We start from the raw sequence: 26325 nt of genomic DNA, 5'->3' as shown, positions 1-26325 counted from the left end.
GGCTAAAGGCCCAGGAAGCCGGGTTGGGGATCGTCACCGGGCTTGCCCGAATCGAGGTTCGACAGGGTGAGCCCGAGCAGCCGGATGCCGTTTTCGGCCGGCAGGATCGCCCGGAGCAGCGACCGCCCTGCCTCGCCGATCTCGGCCTCGGTGCGCAGCGGCTGGGCGGCGCTCTGCGACCGGCTCATGATCCGGAAATCGGCGAACTTGACCTTCAGCGTCAGCGTGCGCCCGGCCGCGCCGCTGCGCTCGATCCGGCGCCAAGCGGCGTCGATGACCGGCTCGAGCGCCGCCAGCAGTTCGGCATCGCCGGTCAGGTCGCGGTCGAACGTCCGCTCGGCACCGACCGACTTCAGCGGACGGTCGCTGCGCACCGGGCGGTCGTCGTCACCATGGGCGGCGCGGTGAAAATAGCCGGCGCTGCTGCCGAACCAGCCGGTCAATTTGTCGAGGCTGCGCGCCTTCAGGTCGGCGCCGGTCAGGATGCCGAGCCGTTCCATCCTTGCGGCGGTAACCGGGCCGACGCCGTGAAAACGCTTGACCGGAAGGCCGGCGACGAACGCCGGCCCCTGCGCCGGCCTGATGACGCACAGGCCGTCGGGCTTGTTCTGGTCCGACGCCAGCTTGGCGATGAACTTGTTGTACGACACCCCCGCCGACGCGGTCAGCTGCGTCGTCTTGCGAATACGCTGGCGGATTTCCGCGGCGATCGCGGTCGCCGAGCCGATGCCTTTGCGGTCGTCGGTCACGTCCAGATACGCCTCGTCGAGCGACAGCGGCTCCACAAGCTCGGTATAATCGGCAAAGATGGCGCGGATCTGCTCGGAAACGGCGCGGTACACATCGAAGCGCGGCGGGACGAACACCAGGCCCGGGCACCGCCGCAGCGCCGTCACTGACGCCATCGCCGATCGCACCCCGAACTTGCGGGCCTCGTAACTTGCCGCCACGACGACGCCGCGCGCCTGCGACGACCCGACCGCGACCGGACGCCCGCGCAGCGCCGGGTCATCGCGCTGTTCGACCGAGGCGTAGAACGCGTCCATGTCGATATGGATGATCTTGCGGATGACCACCGGCCTTCGTCTGCGTCGGCGCGGACCTGCGCCACTTGGCTTCATAGCATGGCTGATGCGCGGGTGAAGCGCCGCCCCGGACACCGCTCATACGAAAAACGCCCCCGGAACTGGTGTTCCAGGGGCGTTTCCCGCTGACGAGACTTCGGGTTCAGCGCGCGGCAAGTTGCTGGCGGCGCTGATTTTCAGCGTTGGCGATGATCTGCCGTTGCTGATTCATGGCGCCGTCAAAGGCGTCCTGACGGCAGCGGCTGGCCTGCGACATCGCGACCAGTTCGGTCGTGCTCGGGCTGCAGACCTTGCGAACGCCAGTCTTGATCCGCTGCACGAAGGTGGCCTGGCCGGCCGGCGACGTCAGGTCGAGATCACCATAGACGACGCGTGTCTCGACGCGCTCGGCCGATGGCGCGCCGCCCTCGACGGGCCAGGCAGCGGCGGGCTCGAGCGCAGTGACTGCAAGCATCGCGAACGGCAGCAGCTTCATCGTCTTGAGCAAGGAAATGGTCATGGCGAGTTCCTCCGTTTTCAAACCGCCGTGGCAGGGTGCCAGGGCGAACCGGCGAAAACCGGATGCCCTCTTCTGGTCGGCAAGCGTCAAAGGAGGCGGCGGAAAAGCGTCAATCCCGCGCTAATTGTTCGTGAAAAAAAATGGCTGCGCGGCCCGTCCGGACAGGCCCCATTATATAAGGCCTGCCGCGAGCTGGCGCGGATCTGGGGCCACGGAATTTCTCGCGCCGATCCGGCGATCGCAAACTATTTTCATCGGGCCCGTTTTTTTCACGCCCAATAGCGCGCGCTTCACGCGGCGCCGACGCCTGGCTTCACGGGGCCTGGGTAGAAGGGGTCATCGGCAACCGGGAAATGGTTCCCCAGGCCGCCCACCAGGAGACCCGCCATGAAGACCATTCTCAGCCTTATCGCCGCCTTTTCGCTCAGCTTCGTCTCGATCGGTGCCGCCACCGTCGATGTCGACGCCACCGTCGCCGGCGCGACCACCGCTTCCGCAACCTTCGCCTGAACCCAATTCACTCAAGGAGACCCGTCATGCAGACCATTCTCAGCCTCGTCGCCGCCTTCTCGCTCAGCCTCATGTCGATCGGTGCCGCTACCGTCGATGTCGATGCCACCGTCGCCGGTGTGACCACCGCTTCCGCAACCTTCGCCTGAACCCAATCCATTCAAGGAGACCCGCCATGCAGACCTTCATCGCCGCCGCCGCCGCCATCCTGTTCAGCTTCGCCTCGATCAGCGCCGCCACGATCGACCTCGGCGGCCAGCCCGGCAGCGGCCTCGTCGTGGTCGCCTTGGCCGATACGCCCCGGTTTGCGTGATGCCGGGCGGGACGGACAGCGAAATGCAAAAAAATAGGCGCCGCGCCGGTGATTAACCAGGTCGGCGCCTTTTCCGCTATCCGGAATGGTCCTGTCATGGTGTCTTGCCGGGGGAACAGCCTTGCGATAGCGTCACTAGTGCGTGACCGGGGCGCGCTGCAAGGCAATCCCCGGCGTTCGTGGCAACATGGAGCGCGAATGCTCACCACCCCGCAAAACGTCTCACTGCGCCTGTTCGGCAGCCCCGGTCTTTTCGTCGGTGACACGGCGCTCAACATTGGGCGCCGGGCCCGCGGCATGGTCGGTTATCTTGCAATGGTCAGGCCGCATCGCGCCAGCCGGGAGCGCATGACCGGCTTTTTCTGGCCCGACCGCGGCGACGCTCAGGCGCGTGCCAGCTTGCGGCAATGCCTTGTCGAATTGCGCGCGGCGATGGGGGACAGCCTCGCCGCCGATCGTGAATGGGTGTCGCTCGAAGGCGATGCCATCGACAGCGACCTGCATGTGCTCGAACGCGCCCTCGCCGGGCAGGACGCCGCAGAACTGGCGCCGGCGCTCGCGGCGATCGGTGCCGAACCTTTGCTCGACGGACTCGAATTCGGCGAGGCCTTCGACGACTGGCTGCGCGGCTGCCGGGCGGCGCACGAGGCGCGCTTTGCCGCCGGCGTGCTGCGCCATATCGAAACCGCGCGCGCCGCCGGCGATATTACCGCAGCACTCGCCGTCGCCGACGCCTGGCTGGTGCGCGATCCGCGCGACGAAGCCGTGGCCGCCGCCGCCATCGCCTGCGAGATGGCGCGCAACGCGGTCGCCGCCGCCCGCAAGCGCCTCCGCACGTTCGAGGACGAATTGGCCCGAGACGGTGACGGCCCCGCCGGGCCGGCCCTGCGCGCCGCAATCGACTATGCCCCCGCCGCCACCCTTGCCGGGATCACAAGCAGCGCCGTCGCGCTGGCCACCAGCGCCGAATTCGCCCTGCCCCACAAGCCGTCGATCGCCGTGCTGCCGTTCGCCGACCTCACCAGCGGCGTCGTCCAGGACGTTTTCGCCGACGGCATGGTCGAGGAAATCAGCATCGTCCTGTCGCGATTCTCGTCGCTGTTCGTCATCGCCGGCCAATCCAGCCTGACCTATCGCAGCACCATCAAGACGTCACAGCAGATCGGCCGCGAGCTCGGCGTGCGCTATCTCCTCGAAGGCAGCGTCCGCAAGGCCGGCGACAAGGTCCGCATCTCGGTCAAGGTCATCGAGGCGGCGACCGGCGAGCAGATCTGGGCCGAACGCTTCGACGGCGACGTGTTCGACGTCTTCGACCTGCAGGACCGCGTCGCCAACGCCGTCGCCAGCGCCATCGATTCGACTATCACCGACGCCGAGATGCGCCGCGCCGAGGCCCGGCCGGCAACCCATGCCGACGCCTATGACCTGACCATGCGCGCCTCGGCGCTGCTCAACCAATATTCGCGCGCCTCGATCGAGGCCGGCCGCGACGCCGCCGAACGCGCTTTCGAAATCGACCCGCGCTATGGCTGGGCGGCATCGGTCGCAGCGTTCTGCCACGGCGCGCTGCGGGTCAACCACTGGACCGACGACCTCGAGGCCACCGCGGCTCGCGCCCGCGCACTGGGCGAAGCCGCCGTCCAGCTCAGCCCCGACGACCAGACCGTGCTGGTCAACACCGCTGGCATGCTGATGAACATCGGCGGCAATTTGGCCGAAGCGCGCGACCTCGTCGAACGCGCCATCGCCATCAATCCCGAGCATGTCCACAGCGTCTTCTGGGGCGGCTGGGTCGACGTCGAAACCGGCAATCCATCGCGCGGGCTCGAACGCTTCGAAAAGGCACTGCGCCTTAACCCACGCTCGGTTTATCGCCCGTTCCAGCTATCGGGCATGGGCAACTGCCTGTTTTTCCTCGGCCGTTTTGATGAGGCCGCGATCGTTCAGGCCGAAGCGATCCGCGTGCGCCCGGGCTATGTGCCGGCCCATGCCGTGCGCGTCGCCAGCCTGGCACGCGCCGGCCGGCGTGACGAGGCGCTGACCGCATGGGCCGAGTTCCAGGCGCTCGGCGGGCCCGAAATGGGTCTGTGGTTCTTTCGCAGTGCCGACCAGCGCAAGCAGTTGCGCGCCGCGTTCGCGCTGCTCGCGGATGACACCGTTCGCCCTGTACGCCGGGACACGGTCACCACCGAATAACCGGCACAACCGGCCTACTCCTTAAGATAGCCCTTGGCGCAGGGGCATTGCCGGGCGAAATGATTTATATCTTTCGGCCTTCCCGAAAAATGTGACGGAGGCGCGATCCTGTCGACCCCGGCGAAAGTGGCGATCATTGGCGGGGGATGCGGCGCGTTGGCAGCAGCATTCGAACTGACGCGGCCCGAACACGGCGGCCGGTTCGACGTCACCATCTACCAGCTCGGCTGGCGACTGGGCGGCAAGGGCGCTTCGGGGCGCGGCCCGTCGGGCCGGATCGAGGAGCATGGCCTTCATGTCTGGCTCGGTTTCTACGAAAATGCCTTTGCCATGATGCGCGACTGCTACGCCGAGGCGGCGCGATCGACGGGCGTTTTCGGCGACTGGCAGGACGCCTTCCTGCCCGAACCCGATATCGGCCTGTTCGCGCCGCATGGCAGCGAAGGCTGGCATCGCTGGCACGGACGTTTCTCGCCGCGCCCCGGCCTGCCCGGCGATGTCGCGCTCGGCATCGACGGCCAGGACCAGGATCCGTCGAGCCTCGCCGATTACATGAGCGCGGCGGTCGGCATGCTGATCACCTTGCTGCTCGATACCGAAGTCCGGCGCAGCGACAGCCCGCCGCCGCCCGCACCCGATGATCCCGACCAGATCATCGCCGCGATGCGCGCGCTGCTCGGCCGCGGCGTCTTTGCCGGCGGCGTTGTGCTCGTCGAAGCGCTCGGCCTGCTCCAGATCGCCATCGCCGGGCTTCCCCGGGGCTTCGAATCGATGCTGGTCCGCCTCGTCGACACGATCGCCAGTGGCATGCGCGAATGGCTCGAGACCCATCTGCTCGGCGACGACCGGCGCAGCCATGTCTGGGAGATGGTCGACCTCGTGCTGGCGTGCATCGTCGGTTGCTTCCGCGACAAACTATTGACCGATCCGCGCGGGCTCGATGCCATAAACGCGCATGATTGCCGCGACTGGCTGCGGCGGCACGGTGCCTCCGAACGCGCCGTCAATTCGGCCTTTGTCCAGGGCTTGTACGATCTCGCGCTGGCCTATGAGGACGGCGACGCCACCCGCCCCGGCATCGCCGCCGGCCAGGGCATGCGCGGCGCCTTGCGGATGTTCTTCGCCTATCGCGGCGCGCTGTTCTGGCGGATGCGCGCCGGCATGGGCGACGTCGTCTTCGCGCCGCTGTACCATGTCCTGCGTGAACGCGGCGTCCAGTTCCGCTTCTTCCACCGGCTTACCAACGTCGGCCTCGCACCCGGCGGCGAACTTGGCCCCGGTGACCGCACTCATGTTGCCGCGCTCGATTTCGACGTACAGGCAAAGCTCCACGCTGAACACTACAACCCACTCATCACCATCGCCGGACGCCCATGCTGGCCGGCCGAGCCCGACTTCAGCCAGTTGATCGATGGCGAGAAACTCGCCGCCGACAATGCCGACCTCGAATCGCACTGGGACCGCCGCCGCGCCGACACGGCGCGGCTCGAGGTCGGCCGCGACTTCGATTTTGTCGTGCTTGGCGTGTCGGTCGGCGCCATCCCCGATGTCTGTCCGGAAATTCTCGCGCGCGACGCCCGCTGGCGGCGCATGACGGCGGCGGTCAAGACCGTCGCCACCCAGGCCTTCCAGGTCTGGCTCGACCAGGACCTCGAAAGCCTCGGCTGGCACGGGCCGCCATGGCTGGCATCGGCGTTCGCCAAGCCCTTCGACAGCTGGTGCGACATGGCGCACACCATTCCCGAGGAAGCCTGGGCCGCACCGCCCGCCACCGCGGTCTATTTCTGCGGCGTGCTGCCCGACGGCCCCGCGCCGGCCGACGACGACCACGACTATCAGTCCCGTCGCAACGCCGAGGTGAAGCGCAACGCAGTCGATTTCCTCGCATCGCAGGCCAGCCGCATGTGGCCCGGCATCGGCAAGGGCGCCGACGGCTTCCGCTGGGACCTGCTCGCCGATCCCGAGCCGGGCGCTGGCGCCGCCACCGGCCCGGCGCGTTTCGACAGCCAGTATTGGCGCGCCAACGTCAACCCGACCGACCGCTATGTCCTGTCGCTGCCCGGCAGCCTCGAGCACCGCATTTCGCCGCTCGACATGACCTATGACAACATGACCATCGCCGGCGACTGGACCGATTGCGGGCTCAACACCGGCTGCACCGAAGCCGCGGTCATGGCCGGCCGGCTGGCGGCGCACGCGCTGTCGGGCGCCCCGGCGCTGAACCGCATCATCGGCTACGACCACCCCTGAGATCAACCATTCAAGGAAAGGGCGCACCATGGCAGTCGACGACAAACCCGCTCGCAAACGGCGCCCCGAACCGACGCGGACCGCACCCGATCGCACCGGCTGGAGCGGCGACCCGGCGCCGGTGGAGGCAGCCGTGGAAAACGTGCGACGGAAGAAGCCTCCACCTGCCAAGCCCGATCCCAATCCCGATCCCGATCCCACCCCCGCCGGTAGCGGCGACCTCCCCGAAGTCAGCCAGATCGTCGCCGAGGCGGTCCGCATCGGCTATCACGTCATCGGCGAGAACCTCAAGCAAGGCCGCACCGCCGCCGATCGCTTTCGCGCCGGCTCTTACCAGGCCGATGACCTGCCCAGCGACATCAACCGGCTCGGCAAGCGCATGCTGCAATTGTCGCGCGATCTCAGCACCACGGGCTTCGACCTGCTTGCGGCGGTGCTGCGCGATCCCAAGATTCTCGCCGCCATCAGACCAAGCGGCGACGACAACAGCGACAGGCCGCCGCGCATCCCGAAACCGACCCCGCAGGACCCAGTGCCGCTGACCTGCGTGTTTCGCGGCACGCGCGGCGGAACGGCGACGCCGACGACGCTGCAACCGCCGCCGCGGCCGACCATCCTGACGTTGCAGGCGCTCAAGCCGGTCGGCGGCGACCATCCCGCGATCACCGGCACGCGCTTTCGCCCGGCGCAGGCCGGCCGGGGCATCGTCGCGGTCATCACCATCCCCGACGACCAGCCCGCGGCCACTTATACAGGCGACGTCACCGACGAGGCGAGCAACACCGTGCTCGGCACACTGACCATCGAGGTGCGACCACCCGGCGCCACCCCGCCATGACAGCGGCGGCGGCGACACTCACAGCACCGCATACATTGGCACGGCAGACGCCTGCGATCGTCCCCGCGCTGCTGCGCGAATACGGCGCAGCGACCCGGGTGGCGGTCGAACAGGCCTTGTCTTCGGTCGCCGCTGCCCCTTATCTCGGCGCGCTGGTCACCGACTATCCGCGCCGGCGCGGCAAGATGATGCGGCCGTCGATCTGCATCGCGGTGGCGCGGGCCCATGGCGCCCCGCTCGATGAAATCATCGGCAGCGCGGCGGCGATCGAGATCTTCCACAACGCCCTGCTCATCCACGACGACATCGAGGACGGCAGCGAGATCCGTCGCGGCACCCCGACGCTGCACATGCTCCACGGCGTGCCGCTGGCGATCAATACCGGCGACGCGATGATGGCGATCGCGCTGCAGCCGCTCCTCGACAGCCTGCGCGCACGCGGCGACGACATCGCCTGGCAGGCGATGTCGGCCACGCTCCACATGGCGCGCCAGACCGCCGAGGGCCAGGCGCTCGAGCTCGGCTGGCGCGACGGCAACCGCACCGACCTGACCGAAACCGATTATCTCGAAATGGTGCTCAAGAAGACCGCCTGGATGTCGACGATCTGGCCGGCGCAACTCGGCGCGCTGGTCGGCAGCGGGCACGGTCGCCATGCCGCTCACCCCAACGCGGTCATCCGCTTCGGCTTTTTCCTCGGCGCCGCCTTCCAGATCCAGGACGATCTCCTCAATCTTGTTGCCGACGCCGCCTACGGCAAGGAAGCTAATGGCGACCTTTACGAAGGCAAGCGCACGCTCGTCCTGATCCGCGCCCGCCAGCGCGCCAGCCCCGCCGGCCGCAGCGACCTCGACGCGTTCCTGCGGCTCGGGCGCACCGATCGCACCGCCGCGATGGTCAACGATATCGCCGGCCTGATCGAGCGCACCGGCGCCGTCGAATACGCCCGCTGCGTCGCCGGCGGGCTCGCGGGTGCCGCCGCGCATGAATTCGGCGCCGCCTTCGGGCATCTGCCGCCATCGCGCGACACGACGTTTCTGGAAGGCTTGGTGCCCTGGGTGTTCGAGCGCCAATGACCGGCCGGGTCCTGCTTTACGGTGCCACCGGCTTCAGCGGCGGGCTGATCGCCGAGCGCATGGTCGACCTCGAGTTAATCCTTGCCGGGCGCAACGCACCGGCGCTGGCGGCGCTCGGCGCGCGTTTGCAGCTCGACTGGCGCGCCTTCGAACTCGGCGACGCGGCGGCAATCGACGCGGGACTCGCCGGCATCGGCCTGTTGGTCAACGCCGCCGGGCCGTTCATCCATACCGCCCCCGCCATGCTCGCCGCCTGCCTGCGCTGCGGCGTCGACTATCTCGATATCACCGGCGAATGGCCGGTCTTCGAACGGGCGATGGGCCTGTCTGACGAAGCCGCCGCTGCCGGTATCATGCTGATGCCAGGCGTCGGCGTCTGCATCGTCGCCACCGACTGCCTCGCCGCGATGGCGGTGCAGCGCAATCCCGGCACCACCGCGCTGCGGCTAGCGGCGTCGCGGCACAACCGGCTCGTGCGCGGCTCGGTGCGGACCATCGGCGGCATGAACGCCGCCACCATCCGGTCGCTGCGCGGCGGCGCCATCGCCTACACCCCCGCGGGCCACGACACCCGCCACTTCGATTTCGGCAACGGCCCGGCGCCGGCAGTGGCGGTGACCTGGCCGGAGATCGTCACCGGGCAATTCAGCACCGGCATCGCCAATATCGAAACCTATGCCGAGGGTGGCACGCCGACCCGGCTGGCAGTCCGCATGGCGGGCGCGCTGGCGCCGCTTGGCGAAACGGCGGCGGGACGCAGCTGGTCCCGCGCTTTCGCCGACCTGTGGCCGGCAACCGGCAACGAGGGCCCGGACGCCACTGATGCCGAGGCACTTGATGACAACGGCTTCGTCCTCGTCGCCGAAGCCATCGACCGCTGGCGGCGCGTCGCCACGCTGCGGTTGCGCATCGGCGACGGCCATGTCGTCACCGCCATCACAACCGATGCCATCGTCCGCCGCGTGCTGTCTGGCGACCGCAAGCCCGGCTTCTGGACCCCCTCAAAGCTGTACGGCAGCGATTTCATCCTCGAACTCGGCTGCGCCGAAGTGCTTCAGGAGCGATCATGACCTTCGTCGAATCGACCGATTGCCAGCAAAGCCCGCAACCCTATGTCTTCGAGGCGGTCAGCGTCACCGGCTGCACGCTGGCGGCGACCGACATCAACCTCCAGGCCTGGTGCGACCGCTTCCTGAATATCGGCGACTCGCACCAGTTCCGGCCGCTGATGCCCTTCGTCTGGGCCTGCGTCAGCCACTATCCCAAAATGTTCATCGAGGGGCAGGAGGAGCTCGGCTACACCAGCCAGAACGAATTCTTCTTCATGTTCCCGGTCATCCGTTACAGCAATATCTGGGGCATCTGGTTCCCGACCGAGCTCAGCTGGGCCTTCCCCTATATCGGTGTCACCAACGGCACCTCGGCGATCAGCGGCCAGGCTGTCCTCGGTTTCCCCAAGATGCTCGGCACCATCACCATGGAAACCGGCAGCGACGGCATCTTCACCGCCGCCGTCGCCATGCCCGGCTTCGTCCGCCGCGACCGCAACACCGAGCAGGAGATACTCCCCGTCGTTGCCATCCGCACCGGCGCCCCCGCAAGTCCGGCCAGCCCTGTGGTCGCCGCCGGCCCCACCATCACTGCTGCCCCCGCCACGCACCCCTTCCCCTGGTCGCTAGTCAGCACAGGGCTCCTGACCAGCATTTTCGAGGACGAAATCATCGATCTCCTCGAGGAAATCGACCCCGGCCTGTTTTCAGTCACCAACCTCAAGCAAATCCGCGACGCCGAGCATTCGACCCTGGCCTGCTACCAATCGCTCGTCCGCGCCGAATGGCGCCTCGCCGACTCGGCAATGACACTCTTCGACGGTGCCGAGGTCGACGTGTTCGACAATACCAGCGTCGCCATCGCCGCCGACCTCGGCCTCGTCGGCGGCGCCCCGGTCACTTCCGCACCCTCGGGCGGCAAACCCGCACCGGGCCTGCGCTTTCAGGCAATCGCCGCGTTCTCGATGCACACCGACATGCGCTTCGGCGATGTGACCAACCTCGAGCTGTAAACCAACACTTGTCATCGTCGCCCCCCGCCCTAAGTTGACGCCGTTTACATAAGGTCAGCGGCGCAACATGGCATCGGCAACATCGAAGAAAACCTACCACCACGGCGACCTCCGCACCGCGGCGATCGAGACCGGGCTGGCGCTGCTTGAGAGCCGCAAGTTCAACGACCTCGGCCTGCGCGAAATCGCCCGCACCGTCGGCGTCAGTGCCACCGCGCTCTACCGGCATTTCCCCGACAAGGACGCGCTATTGTCGGCGCTGGCTGCCGAGGGCCGCCACCGGCTGGCGGTCGCGCAACAACAGGCCGCGGACAAGGCCGGCGGCGGCAAGGCCGGCTTCAGCGCCACCGGCGCCGCCTATGTCCGCTTCGCCCTCGCCAACCCTGCGCTGTACCGGCTGATCTTCATCGGCGGCTCGAAACTCGGCGACGAGAACGGCGACGAGGCGATGCGGCTGCTCATGCAGAACGCCCGCATGATCAAGGGTGCCAATTCGCACGTCATCGCCGCGCGCGCCTGGTCGATGGCGCATGGATTGGCGATGCTGATCCTCGACGGCCAATTGCCCGCCGACGACACGCTCATCGACAGTGTCATCGACAGCCACCATCTCTAATGTTGACGGCGTTAGCTTTGCGGGGTATGTAAACGCTGTCAACTTCACAATGGAGCGCAAAATGGCAACCGACATGGCAATCCGCGAACCCGTCACGACCCTCGAACATCCGTTCCTGTCGGGCATGCACCGGCCGATGACTTCCGAAGTCAGCCTCGAGAATTTGCGCGTCACCGGCACCATCCCCCCTACCCTTGATGGCCGTTACCTCCGCATGGGCCCCAACCCCATCGACGCCGACGCATCGAAATATCACTGGTTCTCGGGCGACGGCATGGTCCACGGCCTCGCCATCAAGGACGGCCAGGCGCTCTGGTACCGCAACCGCTGGATCCGCTCCAAACGCGCCGCCGCACTGCTCTGCGAAGACGCCGCCCCCGGCCCGCGGCACGGCATCTCCGACAACGTCAATACCAATGTCGCTTCGATCGGCGGCCGCACCTTTGCCATGGTCGAGGCCGGCAGCTTCCCCGTCGAGCTCTCTGCCAGCCTGCAGGAACAGGCGTATAATCCGTTCGGCGGCACGCTGAAGGGCAGCTTCACCGCCCACCCCCACCGCGACCCGCTGACCGGCGAACACCATGCCATCACCTATGACGCGATGGCGCCGACGCTCGTCCACCACGTCGTCATCTCCGCCGCCGGCGCCGTCATCCGCGAGGAATCCGTCGCCGTCGAGCACGGGCCCTCAATTCACGACAGCGCCTTTACCGCCCGCTACGCCCTGATCCTCGACCTGCCCGTCACCTTCTCGATGGAGGCAGCCATCGGCGGCTTCGGCTTCCCCTACCGCTGGAACAAGGACCACCAGGCCCGCATCGGGCTACTGCCCCGCAATGGCGCCGGCACCGACACCATCTGGGTCGATGTCGAGCCTTGCTACATCTTCCACGTCGCCAACGCTTATGACCGCGCCGACGGCAAGGTCGTCCTCGATGCCGTTGTTTACGACCGCATGTTCGCTGACAGCACCGAAGGCCCCGACAATTCACCGCGCGGCTTCGAACGCTGGATCATAGACCCGGTCGCCCGCACCACCGAACGCTTCACCATCGACAGCGCGGCTCAGGAATTTCCCCGCCCCGACGAGCGGCTGTTCGGCCAGCCCTATCGCTACGCCTATACGCTCGGCCTGCCAGCGACCGACTCCGCCTTTCTCGGCGCCACCTTCCTGATCAAGCACGACCTCAGCGCTGACCTTGGGCCAGGCGCCCGCGAAATCCATGATTTCGGACCCGGCCGCTACCCTGGCGAGTTTGTCTTCGTGCCGGCAGCCGCCGACGCCGAAGAAGACCATGGCTGGCTGATCGGCCTCGTTGTCGATCTACCGACCGAATCCACGGAGCTTGTCATTCTCGATGCCCATGATTTCACTGCTGCGCCGGTCGCCAGGGTCCACCTCCCCCACCGCGTCCCGCCCGGCTTCCACGGCAACTGGATCGCTGCCTGATCGCGGCACGCTGACTTGAAAAACCCCTGTCACGCCGGCCCGGTATCCGACCATTTCGACGGCCAGCGCTTCTTCAACCCCGGCCAGGAGTCCACCGACCGCAGCCTCGCCGAGTTGCTGCGCTGGCAACGATCGGGCAAGCGCGTGCCGTGGCCCCGGCAAGCGCCCCCCATCGTCCCGGTCGTACCGCCGGCCCGCTCGACCTCGCTTCGCGTTACAATGGTCGGCCACGCCTGCGTCCTAATTTAACTCGCCGGCGTCAACCTGCTCGTCGACCCGCTCTGGGCCGACCGCGCCGGCCCTATGGGTCGCCTCGGCCCGGTGCGCGTCGACCCGCCCGGCATCAGGTTCGACGACCTGCCGCCGATCGACGCCGTGCTGCTAACCCACAATCACTACGATCACCTCGACGCCGTCACCACCCGCCGCCTCCACGCCGCACATTGCCCGCGCTTCATCACCCCGCTCGGCAACGACGTCCTGCTCCGCCGGATCGCCCCCGGCGTCGAAGTTACCGCCGGCGACTGGGGTGACAGTTTCGACCTCGCCGGCCTGATGGTGACGATCTGCCCCGCCCACCATTGGTCGGCGCGCACCGGCTTCGATCGCCGCATGGCGCTATGGGGCGGTTTCATCGTCAAGAATGCAGCAGCGACCGTCTATGTCGCCGGCGACACCGGCTATGGTAACGGCGCCATCTTCCGCGCCATCGCTGCCGACCATGGCCCACCAACGCTCGCCGTCCTGCCCATCGGCGCCTATGAGCCGCGCTGGTTCATGAAGGCCCAGCACGTCGATCCGTCCGAAGCTGTCGCCATCATGCAGGATTGCCGCGCCGCGTCGGCGATCGGCGTCCACTGGGGCAGTTTCCAGCTCACCGACGAGGCCCGCGAGGCCCCGCCACAAGCCCTCGCCGCCGCGCTGACCACCGCCAACATCGACCCCGCCCGCTTCCCGGCCTTCCGGCCCGGCGATATCTGGACCTAGTCGAACCCCACGAACACCGAAGCCTCGCCCACCGACCGCCGCTCAGAAACCACCGCATTCGCCGGAAAGCTCTCGTCCGGCCAGCCCAGCGCGATGCTCTTCATGATGACCTGGTCGTCGGCGATCCCCGCATGTTCGCGCACCACCGGCGACTGCATGATGCCCTGGCTGTTGATCACCGTCCCCAACCCGCGCGACCACGCCGCGTTGACCAGCGCCGTCGCCACCGCACCGCAATCAAACGGCGTGTCGTCGCTGCCGTCGAGCACCTTGTCATAGGTGATGATCACGCACACCGGCGCGTCAAACTGGCGGAACCCACGCAGTACCCAATCCTGCCGCATTTCCTTGTCGTCGCGGGCAATGCCCATCGCCGAAAAGAGCTGCTTGGCAACGCCCACCTGGCGGTCGCGGTGCTGGTTGGCGAATGCCTGGCCCGTGCGAAACTCGCGCGATTGCGGGACCCCGGACAAGGTCCGCTCGGTGTTGCCGGCACGAATCCGCGCCAGCGGCTCGCCAGTAATCACATAGAAATTCCACGGCTGGGTATTCATCGACGACGGCGCCCGCATCGCCAGCCCGATGATCTCCTCGATCAGCGCGCGCGGCACCGGTTCGGGCTTGTAGCCGCGGATGCTCCTGCGTCCCAGCACGACCTCGTCGAACAGCATTCTTGAACCTCTGAAACACCTTGTCGCCCGTCCGATACAGGATTTCGGCGCCGTCGCCAGCCGCCACTATTCGCTAGCTGCAGCGCGCGCCGCAGGTTTCGGCGTGCGCCGTAATGATCTATGCTGTCCCGCGCGATCGCTGGCAGGAGAACAGTCATGGTCAACCCCAACGGCACCCCGGTCTGGTACGAGCTCCAGACCGCAGACCCCGATGCGGCAAAGACTTTCTACGAGGACGTCATCGGCTGGTCGATCGCGCCGCCGCCCGCCGAAATGGACTATCGGATGATCGATACCGGCAACGGCTTCGTCGGCGGCGTCATGCGCCTGTCCGATGAAATGGCCGCCGGCGGCGCCCGCCCTGGCTGGAAATTTTACATCGGCGTCGACGATGTCGATGCCACCTTCGACGCCATCAAGAACGCCGGCGGCAGCCAGCACATGCCGCCCTGGGACATGCCCGGCGTGGGCCGCATGGCCGTCGTCGCCGATCCGCAGGGCATCGATTTCTACGTCATGCGCGGCGCCAGCCCGGAAAGCAGCACTGCCTTCGACCCGGCCGGCCTCGGCAAATGCAGCTGGAACGAGCTCAACACCTCGGACCAGGCCGCCGCGAGGGACTTCTACGCCGCGGTCTTCGGCTGGACCTACCCCGACAGCATGCCGATGGGCGAGGCCGGCGACTATGTCTTCATCCAGGCCGGCGACCAGGCCATCGGTGCCACAATGACCGCACCCACCGACGGCCCCCGCCCGGACTGGTGCTTCTATTTCCGCGCCCCCGATATCGACGCAGCCGCCGCCAAGGTCACTGCTGGCGGCGGCACCGTCCATGCCGGCCCGATGGAGGTGCCCGGCGGCGACCGCATCATCGTCGCCAGCGACCCCCACGGCGCCATGTTCGGCGTCGTCGGGTCGGCGTGAACCCGCCTCAGTCGAAACCCGCCCCCAGGCTGGCATGCGCCACCCCGCCATCGACGGTCAGGGTGTCGCCGACGACATAGTCCCCCGCCCGGCTGGCGAGGTAGATCGCGGCGCCCGCCATGTCCTCGTCGACGCCGATCCGCCGCGCCGGGATGACCTTCGCCACCGCCTCGCCCTGGTCGCGCGCCACCCGGTTCATCTCGCTGGCAAACGCCCCCGGCGCGATCGACGTCACATGGATCGCATCGCGCACCAGCCGCGCTGCCATCCGCTTGGTCAGGTAGATCAGCGCCGATTTCGACGCGTGATAACTATAGGTCTCGCCCGGATTCAGCCGCATGCCGTCGATCGACGTGATCATGATCACCTTAGCCGGGCGTTCTCGGCTGGCGGACTTTTTCAGCACCCCGTGGAGCGCCTGCGTCAGGAAAAACGGTGACTTGACGTTCAGGTCCATGACCTTGTCCCAGCCGCTTTCCGGAAACTCCTCGAAAGCCGCCCCCCACGCCGCGCCGGCATTGTTGACGAGAATATCGAGCTGCGGCTCCAGCGCCGCAAACCGCTCCGCCAGCGCCTGGCAGCCGGCCACCGTTGACACATCCTGCGGCAACGCGATGCAGTTCGGCCCAAGCTCGGCCGCCGCCGCCTCGCATGCCGCCGCCTTGCGCGATGAAATATAGACCTTGGCCCCCTGCGCGATGAAGCCGGCCGCAATCATCTTGCCGATGCCGCGACTGCCCCCCGTCACCAGCGCAACACGGCCATCGAGGCGAAACAAACTGGTCGTATCCATAAAATGATATCCGTGTTGAGATCAGGCCAAAACGGCTTAACGGTGTCGATGGCGAGGAACAACCTATGCAACTTCTCTATCAGACCCACTCGCCCTACGCCCGCAAGGCGCTGGTCTTCGCCCACGAATCCGGCCTCGCCGACCGCATCGAGGTCATCCACCACGAGACCAGCCCGACATTGCGCAACGAAACCGTCTGCGCCCGGAATCCCCTCGGCAAGGTCCCCGTCCTGCTCCGCCCCGGCCGGCCGCCCCTCTTCGATTCCGACGTCATCTGCGCCGTCCTCGACACCCTCCACACCGGCCCCAAACTCATCCCGCCCGAAGGCGATGCGCGCTGAGCCGCCCTCACCATGCAGGCCGTCGCCCAGGGCCTGTGCGACGCCGCATCGCCATCCGCTGGGAGACAGTCCGCCGCCCCGAACACCTCCGCCTGCCTGCCCTCGCCGCCGGCTATACCGAAAAACTCGTCGCCAGCTACGACTGGCTCGAAGCCGCGCTAGATCCGGAAACGCCCCTCCATGTCGGCCACATCTCCGTCGCCACCGCGCTCGACTGGCTCGAATTCCGCGACCTTCCCGGCTTCCGCACCAGCCACCCCAAACTCACCGAATGACAGGACGCCTTCACCCAGCGCCCCTCGATGCGCGCTACCCCGCTGTCAGGCGATGCAGTCGACTCACGCTAACCTATCAGAATCGTCACCCCGGCGAAGGCCGGGGCCCATCTCCCGCCCGTTCCCGGTAAAGCTCCCCGGCAGCCAGGAGCCGCCGTCGTCCCTCAAACTTCACAAATCCGGCAAAACCTGATCCGCCCGTCCCCAATTTGCCAGGTCCTTCGACGCCGCCCGCTTCACCATCTCCGCCCCATCGCCGATATGCCAGCGCGCCGGGCTGTCGAGATCGCGCAGTTCCTCCCACGTCACCGGCACCGCCACCGGCGCAAACGGCCGCGACCGCGCGCTATACGGCATCACCGCCGTCGCCCCCCGCTGGTTGCGCAGATAATCGATGAAAATCCGCCCGGTCCGCTTCGCCTTGGCCAGCGCCGCCGTATAGCGATCGGGCTCGGCCTGCGCCAAGGCCGCTGCGAACCGCTGCGCGAAATCCTTGACCTGCGGCCATTCCGCCGTCGGCGTCAGCGGCGCGATGACGTGCACGCCCTTGCCGCCGGTGACCATCGGAAATGTCACCAGCCCCATTCCGCCGAGCACGTCGCGCAGCTGGAACGCCGACGCCTTGACGTCCTCGAACGCCAGCCCTTCGTCGGGATCGAGATCGAACACCAGCCGGTCGGCCTTTTCGACATCCTCGATCCGCGCCCCCCAGCCATGAAATTCGATCGTCCCCATCTGCACGCACGTCAGCAGCCCTGCCGGCGTATCGACAAACAGATAAGGCTCGTCATGGCCATCCTTTTCGCGGATCGCGACATGCTTGACGTCATCGCCGAAGCTGCCGGCGTCATGCTTCTGGAAAAAGCATTTCTTGTCACGGCCTTGCGGACACCGCACCAGGCTGATCGGGCGGCTGCCCGCCCAGGGCAGCATGATCGGCGCCACCGTCTCGTAATAATCCGCCAACTGCCCCTTGCTCAGCGACCCTTCCGGAAAGATCACCCGCTCGCGGTTGCTGATCTTCACCCCGCTGTGTTCGGCCTCCGCCGCCGGCCCTGCCACCTCGAGCACCACCGCCTCGGGCTTCTTGTCCTCGCGCAAGCCCAGATAGCTCGAATGCCGCAGCACCCCCTCGTCGGTAAACTCGATGAATGCCACCTCCGCCACCAGCTTCGGCGTTATCCAGTGCGCCCCGCGCACCGCCGCCCGCGGTGCCTCGACGGTCGGCTTGTCCTGCTCCAACGGCGCCATCAACCCCATCAACCGCTCGATCTCATCGCCGTTGAACCCGGTCCCGACCTTGCCGGCGAATCGCAATTTGCCGTCCTCGTTGACGCCGAGCAGCAACGACCGAAACCCCCGCTGCTTGTCGGAAGGCAGCCAGCCGACGACGACGAACTCCTGCCGCCGAATGCACTTGGTCTTCACCCAGCCACCACTCCGCGCCCCAATATAGCGCCCGTCGACCCGCTTCGAGATCACCCCCTCCAACCCGGCGCCGCAGAAACGGGTGAACAGTTCCTCGCCGCGCCCGATGATATGGTCCGAATAACGCAAATGCCCCTGCCCGGCCCCGATCAGCGCCGCCAGCTTTTCCTTGCGCTCGGTCAACGGCAATTGCGTCAAATCCTCGCCATTCAACTCGAGCAGGTCGAAAGCAAAATAGTCGATAGCCCCCGGATTGCTCTTCAGGGCCGCCTGCAATGACTGGAAACTCGTCCGCCCATCCGGCAGCATCACCACCGCCTCGCCGTCGATCAGCGCGCTCTCCACATCCAGCCCGGCCGCATCCGCAACCAGCCCCGCAAAACGGTCCGACCAATCGAGCCCCGACCGCGTATACGCCCGCCCCTCGCCGCCGCCGACCGCGAGCAACGTCCGATAGCCGTCATACTTCAGCTCGTGCAGCCAGCGATCCCCCGGCGGCACATGATCGACCAGCGCCGCCAGCTGCACCGGCTGGAACGGCGGCAATGTTCCGCCCTTGGCGCTCTTCTTCGGCTTCGCCCCACCCGCCTTCGCATTCTTCGCCGCAGCCACCGCTTTTTTCACCACAGCCTTCCCAGCTGCAATCTCGTCCATCGTCCGCTCGCTGTCGACGCTCGTCAGAAACCCCCCGACCAGGTCGTCCGACCCACCGGCGAATTCATCACTGACCTTGCGCAGCAGCCAGTTCTCGCCCTTCTCCTTCCCCCGCGGTTTCAACCGAAACAAAATCCATTCCCCCTGCATCCGCCGCCCATGCAGCACGAAATGCAGATGCCCCTCGGGCAAGGTCTGGCGCGGATCCTTGCCGGCAATCGACTCCCACGTCCCGTTATCCCAAAGCATTACCGTGCCGCCGCCATATGCGCCCTTGGGGATCGTCCCCTCGAACCGCGCATAATCGAGCGGATGGTCCTCGGTCCGCACCGCCAGGCGCTTGTCGTCGGGGTTGGCGCTCGGCCCGCGCGTCACCGCCCAGCTCAGCAGCACGCCATCGAGCTCGAGCCGAAAGTCATAATGCAACCGGCTCGCCGCATGCTTCTGCACGACAAAGCCATTGCCCGTCGTCGCCTTGCTCGCACCCGCCGGCTCGGCCGTCCGCGCAAAATCGCGCTTGGCCTTGTAGATCGCCAGGCTGTCGCTCGCCTCCGTGACCTTCGTCGCCATATCGATCACTCCAGATGCTGCGCTATTCAATCCATAGCAGCCTCGCTTCGTTCCGCTCCCGCTTCACTCTCCGATCCTGCGCGCAAAGCGATAACTCGTCTGTTCGAACTGCAACGCCCGGAAGAAATTATGCGAATTCCGCACCTCGGTATCGCTCATCACCTCGACCCGCACACACCCCGCCTTGCCCAGCGCCGCCGTCGCCGCATCGAACATCGCGGTCGCGATCCCCCGCCGGCGATGCCCCTCATCGACAACCATCACCGTCAACCGCCCGATCAGCCCATGCTGCACCGTCGGCACCAACGCCCAGCCGCAACAGCCCACGATTTCTCCAAGTTCGGCAACGACCATTCCGCCCTTGGCCTTGCGGACCACCGTCAAATTCCGCTCAGCCGCGACTGCATCGATATTCACCCCCGTCAACTGCCCCAACAAACCCGCAATCCCGCCTGCATCGCCCGCTTTTGCCGCCCGCACCACCAGCACCGGCTCAGGCTCAGGCACAGGCGCAGGCTCAGGCGCAGGCTCAGGCTCAGGCTCAACCTCCGGCTCGGACACCGCTTCGACCTTCGCCGTCCGCGGCGATACTTTCCCGACTTTCCGCCGCTTCCCGGCAACCGGCTCGTCCTCCTCCACCACCTCATGCACAGCCGCCGGCCGCTCCGGCGTCGTTTCCGCCGAAACCTGCCAGCTACTCACCGCGCCCTTGCGCAGATACGCCTCGATATCCCCGGCCGACGCCGTCAGCCCGTCATCCCCCACCCCGAGCAGCGCCTTGCCCGCCGCATCGACCAGCCCATATTTGCCGAAGTCTCCCGTCCCGGCTTTGCGCCGCCGCGACTTGACCAGCTTCAAGCCGCGATGCTCGGCCATGCCGCGCAGTTTCTCGTCGATATCGGCCATATCGCTACAACCCGCCCCGGTCCGACCGGTTCAAGCCGGCCACCGACTCGTTCCGACGCAAAATCGATTTGCCCTGCCGCGGCCCGAGGAACGCCGTTCCCGCCTGCACGCTCAAACGCTTATGCGAGCCTGCCGCTTCCCGACCTCCGCCATGATCGACCGCGCCGCGTTCGACGACGACGCCCACACTCTCACCATCTCGTTCCGCCAGAGCACCAAATACGTCTATTACGACGTGCCCGCCGCCATTTTCGAGACGCTCTGCAAGGCCGCATCCGCCGGCACCGTCTTCAACGAACAGATCAAGGGCCACTACCGCTGCCGACGCGACACCGACCGCCGCCGCTACGGTCCGGGCTCCGAAACCTGAGCTCCCGCCCCTCACGACCTACCGAACCAGGGCCAGGCAAACTCCACAAACTGTCATCCCGGGCTTGACCCGGGACCCAGTTGCTTCTCTGCGCAGGCTGAACCCTAGGCCCGCTTCTTGGCCGGAGCCTTCGCCAGAGCCTTCGCAGCAGCCTTCGCCGGCGCCTTCCCCTCGGCCTTCGCAGCCGCCTTCGGCGCCTTCGCCTCACCCCCGCCCAGCGACTTCTTCAAAGCCGCCATCAAATCCACCACATTGCTGCCCCGCGGATCGGCACTCCCCGGCTCGGCGTCGATATTCAGGGTCTTGCCCTTTTTCTTGCGCTCGATCAGCTCGCGCAGCGCATCGACATAGCGATCGTGAAAGTCGCTCGCATTGAACTTGCCGGTCTTCTTGTCGATCAGCGTCGTCGCCAAGTCGAGCAACTCGTCATCGGGCGCACCATCGCCGATCTCGTGAAAATAGCTCGACGCCTTCGTAACCTCATCGGCATAGCGCAGCGTCTCCATGACCATGCCGCGCCCGCAAGCCTTGATGCTGACGACATACTCCCGCCCGCGCATCGCTAGTTGCCCGAGCCCGATCTTGCGGCTCCGGCGCAGCGCCTCACGCAAAACGATGAACGCTTCCTCCGCCAAGTCATCCGCCGGCACGACATAATAAGGCTTCTCGAAATAGATCGGGTCGATGTCATGGCTGTCGACGAACTGGGTCAGTTCGAGCGTCTTTTTGCTTTCCAGCCGAACCCCCTCAATCTCCTTCTCGTCGAGCAACACATATTCGCCCTTGGCATATTCGAAGCCCTTGACGATATCGTCGACATTGATCGGCCCGATGCCCGGCACGACCTTTTCATATTTGATTCGCTGCCCCGAAGGCTCGTGGATCTGGTTGAAGGCGATCGCCGCGCCACTTTTCGTCGCCGAATAGATCTCGACCGGGATCGACACCAGCGCCAGCCTGATCTGGCCCTTCCAATATGGTCGTGCCGCCATGTTCGTCCTCCCGTGACTTGCTCTTCAATAATTCGCGGGGCCCGGCAATGTTCCAGCCCCGGCACGGCCGGCTGGAACGCCGCCCGCCCCCGCGCATTGACCAGCCATGGCATTTCCCCTGCCCCTCACCCTCCCCCCGATGGAGGCAAAGCTCGTCGGTGCCCTGCCCACCGAACCCGGCTGGCAGTTCGAGCCCAAATGGGACGGCTTTCGCTGCCTCGTTTTCCGCGACGGCGACAACCTCGAACTCATGTCCAAATCGGGCAAACCGCTGTCGCGCTACTTCCCCGAAGTCGTCGCCGACCTTCTCACCATCCCCGGCAAGCACTTCGTCATCGACGGCGAACTCGTCATCACGCAGGGGGACACGATGTCGTTCGACGCCCTCCAGGCGCGCCTTCACCCCGCCACCAGCCGCATCCTCCGCCTCTCGGTCGAGACCCCGGCAACGCTGATCGCCTTCGACTGCCTCGCCGCTGACGGTGAATCCCTTGCCGACGCCCCGCTCACCGCCCGCCGCGCCGCGCTCGAACGCCTCGACGCAACCTCCGCCGCATTCCGCCTGTCGCCCTACCTCGATGATGCCGAGGCAGCTGGCGAAGCCTGGCTCACCGCCCCCAGCGCCGCCATCGACGGCGTCATCGCCAAGCGCACCGCCGACCCATACCGCAGCGGCGAACGCGCCATGCTCAAGATCAAGCGCCGCCACACCATCGACTGCGTCATCGGCGGCTTCCGCGTCACCGAGGACGGCAAGCTCGCCTCGCTCCTCCTCGGCCTCTACAACGACGCCGGCCAGCTCGATCACATCGGCTTCGTCGCCTCCCTGCCGCCCGAAATCCAGCACGGCCTGCAGGATCGCCTGCAAGCGCTTGTCGCCGCCCCCGGCTTCACCGGCAAATCCCCAAGCGCGCCAAGCCGCTGGACGGTCAAGGACAAACCTGAATGGCGCCCGCTTGAACCCGATCTCGTCGCCGAGATCAGCTACGATCAGGTCACCAGCAACCGCCTCCGCCATGCCGCCCGCTTCATCCGCTGGCGCCCCGACAAATCACCCACCCAATGCCGCCTCGACCAACTCGTCCAGGCACCCTAACCTGTCATCCCGGGCTTGACCCGGGAGCCAGTTTCTTCTTCCGCCCCGCAGCACCTACTTCGCCGCAATCAAGCCCAGCTGATCCCCATCGACTTCAACCCGCGCCGGATCGGCCAGATACGGCGCCGGCACCCCGAACCACCGCGCCCGCGCCGCCGCCCGCCCCAGCGCCGTGCTCGAACTCAGCGTGATCAGCCACGGCGCACTCGCCAGCCCGAAGATGATCGGCGACAGCCACAGGCCCAGCACCGGCTCGAACAGGCTCAGCCCGACCAGCACCGCGCACAACAGCCAATGCAGCCGCACCGTCGGCAGTATCGCCGCCAACGACAGCCGCCCGCCCTCGCGGTTCTGCGCATTCCATGCAGAGCCAACCCCGAACAACAGCCCGAACAACGCCCGCGTCTGGTTGACCGCGACCACCGGCGCCAGCAGCATCGACAGCAACGTCTCGAGCAGCACCGACTTCAGGAACGCCGCCGCCCCGCCGAACCCTGCCCGCCGCGTCCGGTTCTCGAGCACCCAGATCACCGCCATCAAGCGCGGCCCGAACAGGTACAAGATGGTCAGCACCAGCACCCGCATCGGCGGGCCTTCGGTCAGCAGGCTCTCGCGCCCCTGCAACGTTTGCGCGCACTGGATCAGGATCAGCACCAGCCACGCCGTCGAGGTCAGATACGCCGTCGCACCGATAAGCAAATGCAGCCGGCTCGTCCAGTGAAACCCCGCCGCATCGAGCAGCCGCAGATGCTGGAGATTGCCCTGCGCCCAGCGCCGGTCGCGGATGGCATGATCGACGATCGTCGGCGGAAACTCCTCATAACTGCCGTCGATCATCACCATGTGCACCGCCCAGCCGCGCCGCCGCATCAGCGCCGATTCGGCCATGTCATGGCTCTGGATCAGCCCGCCGAACGGCGGCTTGCCCGGCAATTCCGGCAGCCCGCAACACGCCGCAAAAGCGCGGATCCGCACGATCGCATTATGCCCCCAGAAATTGGCCTCCGACCCCGACCACCACAACAGCCCCGCCGACGAAATCGGGCCATAGGCGGCGGTCGCGAACTGCATCCAGTGCTGGAAAAACGTCGACGCGTTGATGATCAGCGGCACCGTCTGCAACAGGCCCACCGTCGGCCGGTTTTCCATGATCGACGCCAGCCCGGTCATGGCACTGCCGCTCATCATGCTGTCGGCATCGAGCACCAGCATATATTCATACGCTGCCCCGAAGCGCCGCACCCATTCGGCGATATTGCCCGGTTTCTTGCCGATATTCTGCGGCCGCCGCCGGTAATAGACGCGCATCGGCGCCGCGCGCGCCAGCCGCTGCCACGCCGCCTGTTCCTCCTGGCCCTGCGCGTCTCCCGAATCACTCAGGATGAAAAAATCGAACAGCGCACTGCCGCCCGCTGCGGCTATCGAGTTCGTCATCGCCTCGACCCGCGCAAACGTCGCCGCGATATCCTCGTTATAGACCGGCATCAGCACCGCGGTCCGGTGATGCAAATTGTCCGCGGGCTTGGGCACCGGCGTGAAACCCGGATGATCGCGCAGCATCATCGATCCGAACCCGACGAGCGAACTGACGAACCCGAACGCTATCCAGCAGACCAGCGGCACGAACAGCAGCAGGAACACCCCGTCGAGCAGCGTCATGCCATCGAGCGCCAGGACGAACCGCACGTCGATCGACGCCGCCAGCCCCAGCACCGCCGTCGCCGAGATCAGCAGCAACCGCCGCCCCAGCACGTTCGGCGGCCGCGTATGGAGTTCGATTGTCGCCGGTGCATTTCCGTCGAACCGCTGCACCGGCATCTCGAGCGGAGCTTCGGCCGGCAGCTGCCTCGGAAAATCAAGTCCGCTCATGACGAAAACGGCTCGATTACCGTCTCGGACAGCGCCGAAGCCCCTCGGCGCAAATACAGCCGCAGCTCCTTGGCGCTGGTCTTGTGGGGCATCACATCGACGGCAACCCGCCATAGATCTTGCTGGCCGACCACGGGATACGCCGACAAGTTCGCCATCGCCGGCGGTTCGAGGTTGATCACTGCCTCGACCTTGCTGGTCCTGGTCAGGCCGACCAGTGCCGGCCCCTGCAAATCGACGACATATTTCCGCGCCCCGGCGACCGGCGGCGCCCCCGGGATGCCCCCCGCGCCGATCCAGACATTCACTGCCCGAGCCGTCCCGCCATCCGAAGGATCCGCCGATGTCCAGCGCAGCCGATACCGGAAATCCCGCCGCTCCCCCGCCCGCGCCGGCCTGTCTCCGACCCAGAACGCCACGATATTATCCATCGTCTCGCTTTCGGTCGGGATCTCGAACAACTGCACCGCGCCCGGCCCCCAATTTCCCGCCGGTTCGATCCACAGGCTCGGCCGCCGGTCGTAACGCGCGCCATCGTCCTGGTAACTGTCGAAACTCTGGTCGCGCTGTACCAGCCCGAAACCCTTCAACCCGTCGGCGCGGAAGCTGCTCGTCCGCAACCCTTCCGGATTGCCCAGCGGTCGCCAGATGCGCTCGCCGGTCGCCGACCAGATCGCCAGCCCGTCCGAATCATGGATCTCGGGCCGCCAGTCGACCGCCTGCCGCCGCTGCCCCTCATCGTACCAGAACATGCTCGTCGCCGGCGCAATCCCCAGCCGCCGGATATCCTTGCGGATGAACAGCGCCGATTTCACATCTTGCGTCACGCCATCCGGTCCCAGCCGGTTGTCAAACGCAAATACGCCAGCCAGGCTCGGCCCATCCAGCAGCGCATGGACGATGAAATGCGTGTCCGTAATTCGCTCGATCCAGAAATCGGTGAACAGCGGAAACTCCTCCGGCCCCGACAACCCGGTATCGACGGCAATGCCCCGCGCCGAGAGCCCATATTGGTCGCGCGACCCCGACGAGCGAAAATACGACGCGCCCTGGTACGCCAGCCAGTCAGTCTGCAGATTGGCCGCCAGCACCCGGAACCCCGCTGGATCGGCCACCCCACCACCGGCGAACATTCCGTCGAGCGACGTCAACGTCCGCGCCTTGCGGCCCTCGACGATATGGATCCCGACGATATTGGGCGAATTCCGCGGCGCCGGAAGTAGCCGGACCAACCCGGCCAACCGACCCGCCTCGCCGAACGTCAGCCTGCCCGCCGCGTCGAAATCCTGCGCCTGCCGCTGCGAAACCCGCGGTGTGGCATAGGGCTTGCCCGCCAGCGCCTTCGCCCGGCCGACCAGCAATTCCCACGAAAACGCCTGCGCCGGCCCCAGACGTTCGCCTGCCGCCCCAAGCGCTGGATATGCTGCCAGCCCGGCCAGCAGTCCGAAAGCGCTGCGCCGCGATATCGCCGTTTTGCCGCTCAACTTCGCCGACTTCCTCGATTGAGTCCTGTCACCTCCCACCCATAGCCGCATTTCGTCGAATTGATGCGCC

27 protein-coding genes are annotated in these 26325 nt (G+C 66.7%); 18 read left to right on the top strand and 9 right to left on the bottom strand.

The window, feature by feature from the left end; genetic code table 11:
* Window positions 1-2 precede the first annotated feature (2 nt).
* Both dinB and IEW98_RS03200 read right to left on the bottom strand, forming a co-directional pair.
* Window positions 3-1121: a DNA polymerase IV gene (gene dinB, locus IEW98_RS03205; protein ID WP_188761502.1), complete on the bottom strand. Its 1119-nt coding sequence runs from the start codon at window positions 1119-1121 to the stop codon at window positions 3-5.
* A gap of 106 nt (window positions 1122-1227) precedes the next feature.
* Window positions 1228-1674, bottom strand: a complete 447-nt coding sequence (locus IEW98_RS03200) for a UrcA family protein (RefSeq protein WP_188761501.1) — start codon at window positions 1672-1674, stop codon at window positions 1228-1230.
* 297 nt (window positions 1675-1971) lie between these two features.
* Here IEW98_RS03200 and IEW98_RS16700 point away from each other — a divergent pair, with 297 nt between their 5' ends.
* From IEW98_RS16700 to IEW98_RS03150, 13 genes are all read left to right on the top strand, one after another.
* Entirely contained in the window at window positions 1972-2094 is a 123-nt protein-coding gene (locus IEW98_RS16700) for a hypothetical protein (protein ID WP_279380336.1), read from the top strand.
* Window positions 2095-2120: 26 nt separating this feature from the next.
* Entirely contained in the window at window positions 2121-2243 is a 123-nt protein-coding gene (locus tag IEW98_RS16695) for a hypothetical protein (protein ID WP_279380335.1), read from the top strand.
* 26 nt (window positions 2244-2269) lie between these two features.
* On the top strand, window positions 2270-2407 hold the full coding sequence (locus IEW98_RS03195) for a hypothetical protein (RefSeq protein WP_188761500.1): 138 nt from the start codon (window positions 2270-2272) through the stop codon (window positions 2405-2407).
* A 198-nt stretch (window positions 2408-2605) separates the two neighbouring features.
* Window positions 2606-4603 carry a hypothetical protein gene (locus tag IEW98_RS03190; RefSeq protein ID WP_188761499.1) on the top strand — a complete coding sequence of 666 codons (1998 nt, stop codon included), beginning with the start codon at window positions 2606-2608 and terminating at the stop codon, window positions 4601-4603.
* 126 nt (window positions 4604-4729) lie between these two features.
* The gene (locus IEW98_RS03185; protein ID WP_279380334.1) at window positions 4730-6853 is read left to right on the top strand and encodes an NAD(P)-binding protein; all 2124 of its coding nucleotides are present in this window, start codon (window positions 4730-4732) and stop codon (window positions 6851-6853) included.
* A 28-nt stretch (window positions 6854-6881) separates the two neighbouring features.
* Window positions 6882-7691, top strand: coding sequence for a hypothetical protein (locus IEW98_RS03180; RefSeq protein WP_188761498.1), 810 nt, complete (start codon window positions 6882-6884; stop codon window positions 7689-7691).
* Entirely contained in the window at window positions 7688-8767 is a 1080-nt protein-coding gene (locus IEW98_RS03175; protein WP_188761497.1) for a polyprenyl synthetase family protein, read from the top strand. Before IEW98_RS03180 ends, IEW98_RS03175 begins: the two co-directional genes overlap by 4 nt.
* A complete protein-coding gene (locus IEW98_RS03170; RefSeq protein ID WP_188761496.1) occupies window positions 8764-9837 on the top strand; it encodes a saccharopine dehydrogenase family protein in 1074 nt (357 codons plus the stop codon). The genes IEW98_RS03175 and IEW98_RS03170 overlap by 4 nt, the downstream gene beginning before the upstream one ends.
* Window positions 9834-10829, top strand: a complete 996-nt coding sequence (locus IEW98_RS03165) for a hypothetical protein (RefSeq protein WP_188761495.1) — start codon at window positions 9834-9836, stop codon at window positions 10827-10829. Before IEW98_RS03170 ends, IEW98_RS03165 begins: the two co-directional genes overlap by 4 nt.
* Before the next feature lie 67 nt (window positions 10830-10896).
* Window positions 10897-11445, top strand: coding sequence for a TetR/AcrR family transcriptional regulator (locus IEW98_RS03160; RefSeq protein WP_188761494.1), 549 nt, complete (start codon window positions 10897-10899; stop codon window positions 11443-11445).
* A 61-nt stretch (window positions 11446-11506) separates the two neighbouring features.
* Entirely contained in the window at window positions 11507-12895 is a 1389-nt protein-coding gene (locus tag IEW98_RS03155) for an 8'-apo-carotenoid 13,14-cleaving dioxygenase (protein WP_243450528.1), read from the top strand.
* Window positions 12896-12910: 15 nt separating this feature from the next.
* Window positions 12911-13144, top strand: coding sequence for a hypothetical protein (locus IEW98_RS16315; protein ID WP_243450527.1), 234 nt, complete (start codon window positions 12911-12913; stop codon window positions 13142-13144).
* 15 nt (window positions 13145-13159) lie between these two features.
* On the top strand, window positions 13160-13882 hold the full coding sequence (locus IEW98_RS03150) for an MBL fold metallo-hydrolase (protein ID WP_279380342.1): 723 nt from the start codon (window positions 13160-13162) through the stop codon (window positions 13880-13882).
* On the opposite strand, the gene IEW98_RS03145 is transcribed toward IEW98_RS03150, so the two are convergent.
* Window positions 13879-14553 carry a nitroreductase gene (locus IEW98_RS03145; protein WP_188761492.1) on the bottom strand — a complete coding sequence of 225 codons (675 nt, stop codon included), beginning with the start codon at window positions 14551-14553 and terminating at the stop codon, window positions 13879-13881. The two genes, IEW98_RS03150 and IEW98_RS03145, sit on opposite strands and share 4 nt — an antisense overlap.
* Window positions 14554-14709: 156 nt before the next feature.
* Between IEW98_RS03145 and IEW98_RS03140 the strand changes: the two genes are divergently transcribed.
* The gene (locus tag IEW98_RS03140; RefSeq protein WP_188761491.1) at window positions 14710-15477 is read left to right on the top strand and encodes a VOC family protein; all 768 of its coding nucleotides are present in this window, start codon (window positions 14710-14712) and stop codon (window positions 15475-15477) included.
* Between the two features lie 7 nt (window positions 15478-15484).
* Here the strand turns inward: IEW98_RS03140 and IEW98_RS03135 are convergent, their stop codons facing one another.
* Window positions 15485-16270, bottom strand: coding sequence for an SDR family oxidoreductase (locus IEW98_RS03135; RefSeq protein ID WP_188761490.1), 786 nt, complete (start codon window positions 16268-16270; stop codon window positions 15485-15487).
* Between the two features lie 65 nt (window positions 16271-16335).
* Between IEW98_RS03135 and IEW98_RS16105 the strand changes: the two genes are divergently transcribed.
* A complete protein-coding gene (locus tag IEW98_RS16105; RefSeq protein WP_207792491.1) occupies window positions 16336-16611 on the top strand; it encodes a glutathione S-transferase N-terminal domain-containing protein in 276 nt (91 codons plus the stop codon).
* A 35-nt stretch (window positions 16612-16646) separates the two neighbouring features.
* Complete coding sequence (locus tag IEW98_RS16100; RefSeq protein WP_207792490.1) at window positions 16647-16886, top strand: glutathione S-transferase family protein; 240 nt, start codon at window positions 16647-16649, stop codon at window positions 16884-16886.
* 171 nt (window positions 16887-17057) lie between these two features.
* Here IEW98_RS16100 and ligD read toward each other — a convergent pair whose 3' ends face one another.
* Together ligD and IEW98_RS03120 are read right to left on the bottom strand one after the other, a co-directional pair.
* Window positions 17058-19538 carry a DNA ligase D gene (gene ligD / locus IEW98_RS03125; RefSeq protein WP_188761489.1) on the bottom strand — a complete coding sequence of 827 codons (2481 nt, stop codon included), beginning with the start codon at window positions 19536-19538 and terminating at the stop codon, window positions 17058-17060.
* Window positions 19539-19601: 63 nt separating this feature from the next.
* On the bottom strand, window positions 19602-20444 hold the full coding sequence (locus IEW98_RS03120) for a GNAT family N-acetyltransferase (protein ID WP_188761488.1): 843 nt from the start codon (window positions 20442-20444) through the stop codon (window positions 19602-19604).
* Between the two features lie 151 nt (window positions 20445-20595).
* Between IEW98_RS03120 and IEW98_RS03115 the strand changes: the two genes are divergently transcribed.
* Complete coding sequence (locus tag IEW98_RS03115) at window positions 20596-20814, top strand: KTSC domain-containing protein (protein WP_188761487.1); 219 nt, start codon at window positions 20596-20598, stop codon at window positions 20812-20814.
* A 104-nt stretch (window positions 20815-20918) separates the two neighbouring features.
* Here IEW98_RS03115 and ku read toward each other — a convergent pair whose 3' ends face one another.
* Complete coding sequence (gene ku / locus IEW98_RS03110; protein WP_188761486.1) at window positions 20919-21806, bottom strand: non-homologous end joining protein Ku; 888 nt, start codon at window positions 21804-21806, stop codon at window positions 20919-20921.
* Window positions 21807-21912: 106 nt separating this feature from the next.
* Here ku and IEW98_RS03105 point away from each other — a divergent pair, with 106 nt between their 5' ends.
* On the top strand, window positions 21913-22902 hold the full coding sequence (locus IEW98_RS03105; protein ID WP_188761485.1) for an ATP-dependent DNA ligase: 990 nt from the start codon (window positions 21913-21915) through the stop codon (window positions 22900-22902).
* A 54-nt stretch (window positions 22903-22956) separates the two neighbouring features.
* Here IEW98_RS03105 and mdoH read toward each other — a convergent pair whose 3' ends face one another.
* Together mdoH and IEW98_RS03095 are read right to left on the bottom strand one after the other, a co-directional pair.
* Complete coding sequence (gene mdoH / locus IEW98_RS03100) at window positions 22957-24771, bottom strand: glucans biosynthesis glucosyltransferase MdoH (protein WP_188761484.1); 1815 nt, start codon at window positions 24769-24771, stop codon at window positions 22957-22959.
* On the bottom strand, window positions 24768-26255 hold the full coding sequence (locus IEW98_RS03095; RefSeq protein ID WP_243450525.1) for an OpgD/OpgG family glucan biosynthesis protein: 1488 nt from the start codon (window positions 26253-26255) through the stop codon (window positions 24768-24770). Before IEW98_RS03095 ends, mdoH begins: the two co-directional genes overlap by 4 nt.
* Window positions 26256-26325: the final 70 nt, after the last annotated feature.

It is taken from the genome of Sandarakinorhabdus glacialis (assembly GCF_014643455.1).
GTDB classification, from domain to species: domain Bacteria; phylum Pseudomonadota; class Alphaproteobacteria; order Sphingomonadales; family Sphingomonadaceae; genus Sandarakinorhabdus; species Sandarakinorhabdus glacialis.
Note: the sequence above shows the minus strand (reverse complement) of the source record. Positions and strands in the feature narration are given on the sequence as shown.